Here is an 11,934-nt window from a genome sequence, read left to right on the forward strand (position 1 = left end):
TGACATTTAATTTACTTATACGAGGGAGTGTAACAATCGATGATTAGCAAAGTTGGTCAAATTATGGTGTATGTGAATAATCAGGATCAAGCCGTAAAGTTTTGGACTGAAATGGTAGGATTTCAAGTCATAGCTGAAGAGAACAACGGCGAAATGAGATGGATTGAAATTGCTCCAACAAAGGAAGCAGAAACTAGCATTATTCTGCATGATAAGGAGTTCGTAGCCAAAATGTCGCCAGGATTACATTTGGGCACACCTTCTTTAATGTTTTTCACGGAAAATTTCGATGCGCTCCACAGCCATTTAACCAGCCACAATATCACGGTCGGCGAAGTGGTAAATATGCCCTCCGGCAGAGTTTTCAACTTTGCGGATTATGAAGAAAACTATTTTGCTGTCATGGAAAAATAAGAATAACCGATTCATAAGATCAACCATAGATCATATGAATGCGAAGTCGCCTATTTGGCGGCTTTTTTGTATGTTCTTTTGTTGGGAAGAAAATGCTCCCGCTGACATACTTTAGCGCTTGATTCAAACCACTGAGATGATGTGCGTTATACTTTTTCCCTGCATTCGCTATAATGGATACAGTGATTTAAGGAAAGGAATGTCATGCATGAAGAACGTGATCGTCATTGGTTCGGGAATACTTGGGGCATCGACTGCATATCAGTTGGCCAAAATGGGAGCGGAAGTCCTTATTATCGACCGCAAAGATAAAGGACAGGCTACGGATGCCGCGGCAGGCATTATATGCCCCTGGCTATCGCAAAGGCGGAATCAGGCATGGTACCAATTAGCCAAGGCGGGCGCACGTTTTTACCCTGAGTTAGTGAAAGAACTCATCAGCGAAGGTGAGACAGAAACGGGCTACGCACAAGTCGGGGCCCTTAGCATTCACGAGGATTTGGATAAAATCCGCAAGATGGAGGAAAGGGCTCGTGACAGAAAAGTAGATGCTCCGGAAATCGGTGAGATAACCCGGCTGAATGAGGAAGAAACCCATGAGCGTTTCCCACTGCTCCGAGATGGCTATCATTCCGTTCACATTAGCGGCGCCGCCCGTGTCGATGGTCGTGCACTGCGCGATGCGCTGATCCGGTCCGCTCAGAGGAACGGGGCCAAGCTTATAAATGGGGATGCCGCATTGTTATATCAAGCTAATCGTGTAACCGGAGCAGCTGTCGGAGCAAGCAGCTTTGCGGCAGATGAAGTCATTGTTTGTGCTGGTGCATGGGCTAATCAATTGCTTCAGCCACTAGGCATTCATTTTCAGGTTCGTTTTCAAAAAGCGCAAATCATGCATGTGCAGGCGACTGACCGGCAAGATACAGGCACCTGGCCGGTCGTCATGCCGCCATCGGATCAATATTTACTCTCTTTTGATAACGAGAAGATTGTGATCGGAGCGACTCACGAAAATGAAGTCGAAGGCTACGATACGAGAATAACAGCCGGAGGCATGCAGGAAATCCTGAATAAAGGATTGGTCTTGGCGCCGGGACTAGCTGACAGCACGTTTCAGGAAGTACGTGTCGGATTTCGTCCGTTTACCCCCGGATTTCTTCCGGTAATAGGTGCTGTCCCTGGCTGGGAAGGCCTTATAACGGCAAACGGCCTGGGCGCGTCCGGACTGACGATGGGCCCCTATATCGGTAGTCAATTGGCGAAATTGGCTCTTGGAATACCACTGGATATCGACATCGATGCTTATGATATTCGTACAGCGATCGAAGAGCGTTGAAGCATGGCGGCTAAATCGATTCTGAGCAAGCAATTGGTGAGCGGAATCTTCAGTCACTATAAAGAAAGCCGCGAAATTCGCGGCTTTTGTTGTTGAGAGAGATTGGACTCCAATCGATTATACGGCAGATAATGATTCGTTCACGCGTTTTGCTTTCAACCTGCCAAACAGGAAGCGAACGGTCGGGCCTACAATGAGGAGTTGAAGCGGCAGCGCAAACACGAAATTTTTAATGAAAATGGAGAAGTAGCTTCCAAGCAGTGATTCCCCTCCGAGTCCGTTTGCATAGTAGGAGGAAGCTAGCCCGTACATGGACATAAAAGTAACCATGCCGATCACCATACAAAATGCCATCATCACAATCATAAGGATTTTACTGGATTTATTACGCAATAAGGAAAAAACAATTTTCTTTGCTATGGGTCCGACAACAAACGATTCCAATAAGAAGGCAATCACAAAGCCCAACACCAATTGCAGGAGTATGGCCATAAACGATAATTTCCCAATTAATCCGTTTGTGATCAAATTGTAGGAGGTCATCATGATAACCATCCCCAGACACATCATCAAACCAAAATAAACATTTTCTTTTTTTGTTGCTGGCAATTTCATCATCCTTTCTAGTTACCTTTGTAATTATAGAGATCGGAGAAAGCCTCTCGTAAGTGAAAATTTTGTGAACATTTTCTGAAAACATTCCTTTGCAAAGTACAAAAATGACTAATTTCATTGCATTTCAGGGTGGGAGATCCTTTATTTGGTTTTATAGTCCTAAAGGACCTACGGCTGATATGCGTGACCTTCATATCGTGATAGGGTAAAGGCTAGGATAAGACAGCCAAGCGAAGTGGAAACTAACGAAGCCGCCGTCAATCCTCCTTTTTTATCGCGAAATGACCACATTACGATATTGGTCAATTAGTACTGGATACGAATTCACCCGTCCGGACAAAGGGACGCATACTAAAGAAACTATGGATCATGGAGGGAGATCGAATGTCGCATATGAAGCAAGTACCTCAACCTAAAACTTACGGACCGCTCGGCAATCTGCCGCTGCTGGATTCCGCTGCTCCGGTCCAATCGCTTGTGAAGGTCGCCTCGGAACTTGGGCCGATATTTCAATTTCAATATCCGGGTGGACGCAGGGAGCTGTACGTCTCCGGCCACGAATATGTCAAGGACGCGTGTGATGAGAAGCGTTTTGATAAACGAATCTGGGCGCCGCTTCAGAATGTCCGTCCTTTTGCAGGTGATGGATTGTTTACGAGCGCTACACACGAGCCCAACTGGAAAAAGGCACATAACATCCTGCTCTCCAGCTTTAGCCAGCGTGCGATGCAAGGCTACCATACCAAAATGGTTGATATCGCGATGCAGCTCATCCAGAAATGGGCTCGGCTCAACCCCGACGAATCCGTGGACGTTCCTGCCGACATGACTCGTCTGACGCTGGATACCATCGGCCTGTGTGGTTTTAATTATCGCTTTAACAGCTTCTACCGGGAAGACAATCACCCGTTTATCGACAGCATGGTGCGGGCCCTTGATGAAGGCATGAATCAGCTGCACCGTCTGGGCATACAGGACATGTTTATGATTAAAAAGAAGCGGCAGTTTCAGGAAGATGTCCAGAACATGTTCTCGCTAGTTGACGAGCTCATTCAAGATCGCAAGAAGTATGGCGGTGAAGAAGGGGATTTGCTCGCGCATATGCTGGAAGGCGTCGATCCTGATACAGGCGAGCGCCTGGATCAAGAGAATATTCGTTATCAGATGATTACGTTTCTTATCGCGGGGCATGAGACGACAAGCGGATTGCTGTCCTTTGCTATTTATTATTTGCTGAAAAATCCGGATAAATTGCATAAAGCGGTAAGCGAGGTGGAACGCGTTCTGAAAGATCCCGTGCCGACTTACAGCCAGGTGCGGGAGCTAAAATACGTCCGCATGGTTCTTAGCGAGTCGCTGCGTTTATGGCCAACTGCGCCTGCCTTCTCGTTATATGCGAAGGAAGATACGGCAATCGGAGGAACCTATCCGATTCAGAAGGGGGACAGCGTAACGGTCCTGATTCCGGGACTGCATAGGGACTCCCGCGTGTGGGGAGACGACGTGGAGACGTTCAGACCGGAGCGCTTCGAAGATCCCAGCAAGGTGCCGCATGACGCGTACAAACCATTTGGCAACGGACAACGCGCATGCATCGGGCAGCAGTTTGCGCTGCAGGAGGCAACCTTGGTGCTTGGCTTGGTGCTCAAATATTTTGAATTGATCGATAACCAGTCTTATGAGTTAAAGGTTAAGGAAACCCTCACATTGAAGCCGGAAGGGTTCCATATTCAAGTTCGAAGCCGTCAGGACGGGGCTGCACTGTTGGTTCCGGCAGGAGGCAAGACGGGAGCAAACGATTCGGAGAAGCAGGAATACGCCACGTTGTCCGATACAACCGGGACTAATGCTCATCATACGCCGCTCCTCGCTTTATACGGGTCCAATCTGGGCACGGCAGAGGGGATTGCCCGAGAGGTGGCGGATGCTGCGAAGCACCAAGGGTTCGACAGCCAGGTGGGCACACTGGACGATTATGCCGGAAGGCTTCCGAAGGAAGGGGCCGTCATCATTGTAACCGCCTCGTACAACGGACAGCCGCCTTCCAATGCCAAGGCATTTACGGAATGGCTGGAGAATGCCGCTGAATCAGAAATTGAGGGTGTGCGATATGCGGTATTCGGCTGCGGAGACCACAACTGGGCAAGCACCTATCAGCGGATTCCGCGCTTGATAGACGATCAGCTTGCAATCAAAGGGGCGCAGCGACTGCTTGCGCGTGGTGAGAGTGATGCCAGCGGAGACTTTGAGCGTGAAGTCGACGAATGGACGGAGCATTTATGGCCGGATCTGATGCAATCGCTAGGACTCCCTCTTACGTCCGTCAATGTGGCGAAGCGCAGTGCCCTGTCCGTCCAGTTCGTGCAGGGAGCGGCCGCCGTGCCCCTGGCGGAAACCTACCAGGCTGTAACCGGGCACGTTGCTCATACCCGCAATCTGCAGCATGCGGACAGCGGAAGGATCACGCAGCATATCGAAATCTCGCTTCCGGCGGGAACGGATTATCGTGAAGGAGATCATCTGGGGGTACTTCCGGTCAATCCGGTGACACTGGTTCAGCGAGTGCTCCGAAGTTTCAAACTGGATGGAGGTGCTCATCTTATCTTGTCTGCTGAAGGAAGAAGCGGTGCGCATTTGCCGACAGGCATTCCTGTCCGCCTGGACGACCTGCTGTTCCGCAGCGTGGAGCTGCAGGAGCCGGCCACAAGAGCCCAAATTCGGGAGATGGCCGCTTACACGGTATGCCCGCCGCATGCCAAAGAGCTTCAAGAACTGCTTGCCGAAGCGACCTATCAGGCTGAAGTGCGAGCCAAACGGATCACCATGCTCGACCTGCTGGAGCGGTATGAAGCCTGCGAGCTGCCGTTTGAACGGTTTCTTGAGCTCCTGCCGCCATTGAAGCCGAGATATTATTCGATTTCCAGCTCCCCGAAGGTTAGCCCGAATACGGCAAGCATCACGGTCAGTGTCGTACGAGGCAGTGCTTGGAGCGGTCAGGGGGAATACCGGGGCGTGGCTTCCAACTATTTGGAACAGTTGGAGACGGGCGCAGAGGTTCTGATGTTCATTCGTTCTCCGGAGTCGGGCTTTGCGCTGCCGGAGGATCCGGCAACGCCAATCATCATGATTGGTCCGGGCACGGGCGTGGCTCCGTTCAGGGGGTTCATCCAGGCGAGACAAGCGCTTCGGGAGGCTGGGCAGGAGCTGGGTGCTGCGCATCTGTACTTCGGCTGTCGGAATCCGGAGCAAGACTATCTTTACCGCGAGGAGTTTGAGCAAGCGGAGAGAGAAGGCCTGGTCACCTTGCACACAGCCTTTTCAAGGATAGACGGTGTAGATAAGTGCTATGTCCAGCATTTAATGACACAAGACGGAGCGTCATTGCTGTCACTGCTTGAGGCAGGGGCACGAATGTACATTTGCGGTGACGGTTCTCGGATGGCCCCGGAGGTAGAGCACACACTAATGCTTTCCTATCGGGAAAGACATGGCGTTAGTGCAGAAGAGGCTGCCGCCTGGCTATCCGGGCTGGAGGCGTCGGGACAATATGTAAAAGACGTCTGGGCGGGATGATGGTCATTCCAGCGAATTTTGTTCTCCAGATCTCCTTTCGATCCAGTACTGTTTTTATGTTAAGATGATCAGTACATGAGTAATGGAAGAGATTCGAAGGAGAGTGTGACTTATGCGCGAAACTGAAACCTGTGTTCCGACTGGCGTGAAACCTCAAGACACCGGCTTTGGTTATACGTTATCCTTGATCGGCGGTAAATATAAAATGATCATCTTGTACTGGTTGTCTGAAAATAAGGTAATGCGGCATAATGAGCTGAAGCGAAGCATTGGTTCCATATCCTTTAAAACGCTAAGCATCATGTTAAAGGAGCTGGAGACAGATGAGCTTATCGTTCGCACGGAATATCCCCAGGTCCCTCCAAAAGTCGAATACACCTTGTCGGAACGCGGACTATCCCTCATTCCTGTGTTACATATGATGTGCGAGTGGGGAGAGAAAAACAGTTTGCCGGCTATGGAAGCTGTGCAACTGGAAGCATGATGTTTTGTTATATTCAAAGAAGTATTTCCTGAACAAGGAAATACTTCTTTTTTTAACGGCTTCATTCGGTTTATTAATCACATGTTGTCTATGAACTTCAAATAGTCACGTGCACTTATATCCAGTGCGTTATCAGGAGGCGATAGGTCCATGTCAGGCGTGTTGCCGCCAGGAGCAGCCTCTTGTCCATAAAAGGCAAAGAACGAACGATAATCTGCATCGCAGTACAGGAAGGTCGTTTCAAAAGGAGTTAGGATCTGGGCAAGCGTGTAGCGATACCTTCCGTCTTCCCGATAATCTTCTTTCTTGATGCCGGCGGATACAGCTAAAGCCACTTTCCGATTCTTTAATTTATCGCCTCTTGAACCGTAAGCCCAACCATAAGCAAAAACATCGTCAAGCCATTTCTTGAGGAGTGGTGGGCAATTAAACCAATAGATCGGAAACTGCAGAACGAGATGGCTATGCGATTCAATAAGCTGTTGTTCTTGTTGCACATCAATGTTTCCGTCGGGGTAAACCTTATGCAATTCGTGTACCGTATATTTTTCCGGGTATTGTCGGAGTTCTTCTACCCACCGCTTATTAATGACGGATGTTTCCAGGTTTGGGTGTGTAACGATAACAAGTGTTTTCAATGATGTATCCTCCTTGAGCATGATTGATTTTCTTGAGTATAAAGCGCGCACTGCAATTATGTAAGTATGCACTTTTAGTACAGGTACTTACCAAAAGGTGAGTGTTGGCGGAGGATAACGTAGATTCTAGATTGTAGGGTTTTCTGAAAAATAAAAGACAACCATAATCGCATATTATGATATATAATAATTTGCACTGGCTGCATTAGAATGAACTCTCACGGGTACATAATTTCTAGATCACTCTCTGAATAACCGTTAAATGTATGTAAGGTCTATATTCGGAGATATTATCTGGTATCATATTTTTTTCATAAAGGAGTTCTTGTTTAATGGTAGATTTTTTTATGAAATTCAATCCCATTATCCAAGCATTACTAGCCACCTTGTTTACTTGGGGAATGACGGCGTTAGGGGCGGCTCTTGTTTTTTTTACAAAAACATTGAACCAGCGCCTGCTGGATAGTATGTTGGGTTTTGCCGGCGGTGTCATGATTGCGGCCAGTTACTGGTCCTTATTGGCTCCAGCCATCGAGATGTCGGAAGGCAATGCGATTGGAAACTGGTTTCCGGCTGCCTTTGGATTTTTGCTAGGTGGAGTCTTTATATGGGGAATCGATAAGGTATTACCCCATCTTCATCCCAATTCTCCGATTGGAGGAGCGGAAGGATATAACCCCAAAGTGAGAAAACGGAGTACGCTTCTGGTACTCGCAATTACCCTCCACAACATTCCGGAGGGATTAGCGGTCGGGATCGCATTCGGTGCGCTTGCCAATGGAGGAACTGAAGCATCGCTGGTGGGGGCTTTGACACTGGCCTTGGGCATCGGTATTCAAAACTTCCCGGAGGGCGTTGCAGTTTCCATGCCATTACGAGGTGACGGAATGTCTCAGAGAAAAAGCTTTTTCTATGGACAGTTCTCGGGTATGGTGGAACCCATTGCCGCGGTAATCGGCGCGGTAGCCGTCGCCTTTATTGAACCCATGCTCCCTTACGCATTGAGTTTCGCGGCAGGTGCGATGATTTTTGTTGTAGCCGAAGAGGTTATTCCAAGTTCGCAAGAAAAAGGGAATAAGGATTTGGCTTCCATGAGTTTAATGTTCGGTTTTGTATTGATGATGATTCTTGATGTGGCGTTGGGATAGCGACGAGAACAGCCAGCCGGGTGCGGACTGGCTGTTTTGTCGTTCACTCCGGCTAAGCTATACTGGACTAAAGTCGAGGTTCCCGTCTCATTCGCGGGACCAATGCTCAAGTCTCTAAATGGATGCTATACTGAATAGGACTTCAGGATTTGGCAGGAGAGAGACAAAAAGGGACGACGGAAGGAATGGGAACACATTATGCAAAAGAAAACAGGTATATTGATCGTAGTGGCCGGCGTACTGCTGTTGCTCTTTACGATGAACCCGATGAACATTTTTTCGGATGTTCAATTCGGATTTTCCTTTAAGACCAAAAAAATTAATGAAGAGAAAACATTGGCCGCTGATGATTTCCGGGATTTGTCCCTACAGACTGGAAGCTCCGACATTGAAATCACAAAAGGAAATGCAGACGAGATTAAAATCCGGTTGAACGGAAAGGTAAGCACGAAAAATGCAGACCAAGTGAAATTGAAGGTCGAGCCGAGCGGAGATACGTTGGAAATCGGGGTTGATGTTCCTGACGGTATTGAGTTTGGCGTGAATATTATGGATATCGTTTTATCCGTGGAAATACCGGAAAAGCAATGGACTGCGGCCCAAATCGAAAGTGGAAGCGGCGATATCGAGATCGGAAATATGCGTGGAGATGCTGTCACCGTTAAGGCAGGCAGCGGGAATATCAATATTCAGGAAGTAAATGCAGGTTCACTTACGGTGTATACCGGCAGTGGTGATATTGAGGCAACGGAGATTGAAGCCGAATCCTTCATGTTGGAATCAGGCTCCGGCACTATAGAGGCGGAACGCTACCATGCCACAACGTTGAACTTTCAGAATGGAAGCGGCGACGTGGAACTGAAAGACGGAGAGTCGGCCGTACAAGGAAATACAGGCTCTGGAAACATACACCTGGAATCGGAGCGGTTGATCCATAATACCGACCTCCGTGCCGGAAGCGGGAACGTAACCATCGATTTGGCTCAAGAGCCATCCTCCCTGGAAGTTGATTATCAAGGAAGCTCCGGTGAAGGGAAAGTCGAGTGGGACGGAATACAGTATGAGGTAAAAGACGAAGACGAAGGCAGACTGAAGGGGAAGTTCGGCAATGGCGACATAGTGCTGAAAGTTCGCACGGGCTCTGGAAACTTCAAGCTGGAATAAAGTTGATCACAATAGAATCGATGATTTGAAGAGAAGACACCCCGAATTGGTATTCTCCCCTCATGGCAGACAACGAAAAAAGACATCTGTTAAGATGGCTTTACATGTTGTCTGCCGGAGGGGATTTTTTCATGGGAATAAAGGACGTGCTAACAAAAAACTTTCAGTCGGACACGCAGCTAAAAAAACGGGTCAAGGATATTATCTACGTTCGTGCGGGGGAGTGCAAACTCTGCAAACTCACGGAGACTGTTCAGAAAAACTAAACGACCACTTCCCATTGGAGTTCCGGGAAACGGTCGCAGCTTAAAGATGTCACTTTATTCGCGTCAACTTAACAGGGTTATGACCAACTTCGGTGTCTCTTTCATTAAAAACCAAAAGCTTGTTGAATCAGTCTCGCATAGATGGCGGCAGCTTCCTTGCGCAGAAGTTTGTCGGACGGTCGGTAATCGGCGGCCCCGTTTGCGTCCGTTGTCACCTCGGGTCCATGCATCCCGGATCCGACCATGAACTGTACGGCTTCGTCTGCCCATGCAGCCGGTTTTGAGCTGAGTTTGGCCGGAACCGCCTTGGCGTCAAGCGTGTTTTGTGCCACACGCCATATTATAGCAGCTGCCTCTTGGCGCGTGATCGGCTGATCCGGTTCAAAGTTCTGGGCTGGTGTGCCCGTGACACCTCCCATGTCCGCGACATTCTGCACATAACCAGCGAGAGGGTGCCCTTGCATATCCTTAAACGAACTCGCGCTTTCGCTAGGCTTCGTCCCGGCCAGACGGCTGATAACACTGACAAACTCTGCCCGCGTAATCGGTTCATTCGGTTGGAAGGTGGATTGCTCATTCTCTCCAAAAGCCTTGAGGGACTGCATGAAGTAGATATCCTTGGCATAAGGATTCTCTTCCGGAACGTCGCTGTACGCAGCAGGCTCCGCTAGCTTCTCGGACATGCTGTCTATCGCCGTATAATACATATACGCCACATTGCCGTTATCATCTTCCTTGAAGGCGGCAGGCGTACCGTTCTCATCTACGAATCGCAGCGGACCGACCGGCGTGAGTTTATGTTCGCCCAATGCATCCGAGACCAATAACTCACCTTGGCCGGCCTTCACCTGTGTGGCGATAATCGGTGTTCTCAAACTTCTGAACATGCCCTCGAATTTCTTGAGCTGCTCCTGATTAAGCGGGAAGTCGTTCGGCTGAACCTGCTTCTTCGGATAAAAATGATCCATAAATGCGGTGAAATATTCGGCGCGGATCGATGTGCTCGCGTCACTGTTAACAACGATCAGGGCTCCGACATTCTGGTCGGGAAGGAGCCAAAGCCAGGAATGATAGCCATCCAAATCGCCACCTTTGCCAATCAGGGTTTGGCCGTTATGGCTGGTGTGCATAAACGACTCAAAACCGTATGACATCAACGGAAGACCAGCTGCATCATAATGCGTCTGATGCATCAAACGCATGGTCTCTTCCTTCATTATTCGAGAAGATCCGAATGACCCTTATTTAGATGGGCAGTGATGAAATTGGCCATATCGGTACCGGTGGCGAACATGCCGCCTTCCGGCGCGATGGTAGGTATGTTTTGGTACGGCTTAAACGGATGACGTTCGGCATTGTAGCCAGTCGCAAGGTTTGCGATGATATCCTCATCCATCCGAAATGCAGCGTGCTCCATTTGTAGCGGGGTGAAAATATGCTTTTTTACATAATCTTCAAACGGTTCTCCTGATACCCGCTCGACAATGTAGCCCTGCATGGAGGAGGCAAGATTATCGTAGCGGTAAACCTCTCCTGGCGTGCGAACCACAGCCGGTGCATTTAACCGGATAAAGTCGGCAAGCGGCACCTCGCCCTTCTGAATGATATGCTGCGGAAGCGAGTAGTCGTCCGTAAAGTCGAAGCCTGTCGTATGGGTCAATAAATGCTCAACGGTGACGGGTGTCCCGGTGTTGTTGGTGATTTTAACATCCGGCATATAATGGGTTATGTCTTGCTTCAGGTCGATCTTCCCTTCCTCTACCAGTTGCATGACCGCCGTCGCGGTTATCGATTTGGATATCGAGGCCATGCGGAACAAGGTTCGATCGGGGTCAATCTTTTTCTTGGATTCAAGGTCGGCATAGCCGTAGCCCGTATTCAGCAGCACCTTGTCGTCTTTTACGACCACAACAAGCGCACCAGCCAGCATGTCCGAAACCTGGGGTTTGGCAAAATAGGCGTCGGTGAACGCCTTGACTTCTTTGGCACTCAGTACCGGTGCTCCCGTATGCTGTGTTAAAGCTGTACTTGAGGCGGGTTTAACTGTATCGGCAAAGATATCGGCAGGGAAAGCCAGCAGGCTAGCGGACAGTACGGAGGCTGCCAGGACACGAATGGTTCTGGATTTGTTTTGTTTATTTGGCTTCATGGGTTCCTCTCCTTGTCAATCGTATTTGATTTCCACTTCATGGTAGACGATGGAGGGAGATGGAAGAACGGTCCGCAGAATGAGTTTTAACTGGCTCTTCGGAGGGAACCAGGCCTCGACTTTGGTCCAGGGGAGATAGAATAACCG

At 49.0% G+C, this 11,934-nt stretch carries 10 protein-coding genes; 6 read left to right on the forward strand and 4 right to left on the reverse strand.

Going from position 1 to position 11,934, the window contains the following annotated elements; translation table 11 throughout:
• The first annotated feature begins 39 nt into the window (after positions 1–39).
• Together AC0VZ8_RS16080 and AC0VZ8_RS16085 are read left to right on the forward strand one after the other, a co-directional pair.
• Positions 40–414, forward strand: a complete 375-nt coding sequence (locus tag AC0VZ8_RS16080; protein ID WP_071221855.1) for a VOC family protein — start codon at positions 40–42, stop codon at positions 412–414.
• A 208-nt stretch (positions 415–622) separates the two neighbouring features.
• Positions 623–1,750 (forward strand): NAD(P)/FAD-dependent oxidoreductase, encoded by a 1,128-nt coding sequence (locus tag AC0VZ8_RS16085; RefSeq protein WP_475487516.1) that lies wholly within the window; start codon positions 623–625, stop codon positions 1,748–1,750.
• A gap of 117 nt (positions 1,751–1,867) precedes the next feature.
• Here AC0VZ8_RS16085 and AC0VZ8_RS16090 read toward each other — a convergent pair whose 3' ends face one another.
• Positions 1,868–2,359, reverse strand: a complete 492-nt coding sequence (locus AC0VZ8_RS16090) for a DUF2798 domain-containing protein (protein WP_260067299.1) — start codon at positions 2,357–2,359, stop codon at positions 1,868–1,870.
• 390 nt (positions 2,360–2,749) lie between these two features.
• Between AC0VZ8_RS16090 and AC0VZ8_RS16095 the strand changes: the two genes are divergently transcribed.
• Together AC0VZ8_RS16095 and AC0VZ8_RS16100 are read left to right on the forward strand one after the other, a co-directional pair.
• Positions 2,750–5,938, forward strand: a complete 3,189-nt coding sequence (locus AC0VZ8_RS16095) for a bifunctional cytochrome P450/NADPH--P450 reductase (protein ID WP_475487517.1) — start codon at positions 2,750–2,752, stop codon at positions 5,936–5,938.
• 112 nt (positions 5,939–6,050) lie between these two features.
• Positions 6,051–6,422 (forward strand): winged helix-turn-helix transcriptional regulator, encoded by a 372-nt coding sequence (locus tag AC0VZ8_RS16100; RefSeq protein ID WP_071221623.1) that lies wholly within the window; start codon positions 6,051–6,053, stop codon positions 6,420–6,422.
• 77 nt (positions 6,423–6,499) lie between these two features.
• Here AC0VZ8_RS16100 and AC0VZ8_RS16105 read toward each other — a convergent pair whose 3' ends face one another.
• Complete coding sequence (locus tag AC0VZ8_RS16105; RefSeq protein ID WP_071221624.1) at positions 6,500–7,060, reverse strand: NAD(P)H-dependent oxidoreductase; 561 nt, start codon at positions 7,058–7,060, stop codon at positions 6,500–6,502.
• A 332-nt stretch (positions 7,061–7,392) separates the two neighbouring features.
• Between AC0VZ8_RS16105 and AC0VZ8_RS16110 the strand changes: the two genes are divergently transcribed.
• Positions 7,393–8,208 (forward strand): ZIP family metal transporter, encoded by an 816-nt coding sequence (locus tag AC0VZ8_RS16110; RefSeq protein ID WP_071221625.1) that lies wholly within the window; start codon positions 7,393–7,395, stop codon positions 8,206–8,208.
• A 198-nt stretch (positions 8,209–8,406) separates the two neighbouring features.
• Positions 8,407–9,372 carry a DUF4097 family beta strand repeat-containing protein gene (locus AC0VZ8_RS16115; protein ID WP_475487518.1) on the forward strand — a complete coding sequence of 322 codons (966 nt, stop codon included), beginning with the start codon at positions 8,407–8,409 and terminating at the stop codon, positions 9,370–9,372.
• Positions 9,373–9,742: 370 nt separating this feature from the next.
• Here the strand turns inward: AC0VZ8_RS16115 and AC0VZ8_RS16120 are convergent, their stop codons facing one another.
• Both AC0VZ8_RS16120 and AC0VZ8_RS16125 read right to left on the reverse strand, forming a co-directional pair.
• On the reverse strand, positions 9,743–10,840 hold the full coding sequence (locus AC0VZ8_RS16120) for an S-layer homology domain-containing protein (RefSeq protein ID WP_475487519.1): 1,098 nt from the start codon (positions 10,838–10,840) through the stop codon (positions 9,743–9,745).
• A 14-nt stretch (positions 10,841–10,854) separates the two neighbouring features.
• A complete protein-coding gene (locus tag AC0VZ8_RS16125) occupies positions 10,855–11,787 on the reverse strand; it encodes a serine hydrolase domain-containing protein (RefSeq protein WP_475487520.1) in 933 nt (310 codons plus the stop codon).
• Positions 11,788–11,934: the final 147 nt, after the last annotated feature.

The organism is Paenibacillus sp. QJM3NY_38, from assembly GCF_056173265.1.

What these genes read in the sequence shown, in the direction of transcription:
- AC0VZ8_RS16080 (WP_071221855.1), top strand. Translation starts at nt 40, where the DNA reads ATGATTAGCAAAGTTGGTCAAATTATGGTGTATGTGAATAATCAGGAT.
- AC0VZ8_RS16085 (WP_475487516.1), top strand. Translation starts at nt 623, where the DNA reads ATGAAGAACGTGATCGTCATTGGTTCGGGAATACTTGGGGCATCGACT.
- AC0VZ8_RS16095 (WP_475487517.1), top strand. Translation starts at nt 2,750, where the DNA reads ATGTCGCATATGAAGCAAGTACCTCAACCTAAAACTTACGGACCGCTC.
- AC0VZ8_RS16100 (WP_071221623.1), top strand. Translation starts at nt 6,051, where the DNA reads ATGCGCGAAACTGAAACCTGTGTTCCGACTGGCGTGAAACCTCAAGAC.
- AC0VZ8_RS16110 (WP_071221625.1), top strand. Translation starts at nt 7,393, where the DNA reads ATGGTAGATTTTTTTATGAAATTCAATCCCATTATCCAAGCATTACTA.
- AC0VZ8_RS16115 (WP_475487518.1), top strand. Translation starts at nt 8,407, where the DNA reads ATGCAAAAGAAAACAGGTATATTGATCGTAGTGGCCGGCGTACTGCTG.
- AC0VZ8_RS16120 (WP_475487519.1), bottom strand. Translation starts at nt 10,840, where the DNA reads ATGCGTTTGATGCATCAGACGCATTATGATGCAGCTGGTCTTCCGTTG.
- AC0VZ8_RS16125 (WP_475487520.1), bottom strand. Translation starts at nt 11,787, where the DNA reads ATGAAGCCAAATAAACAAAACAAATCCAGAACCATTCGTGTCCTGGCA.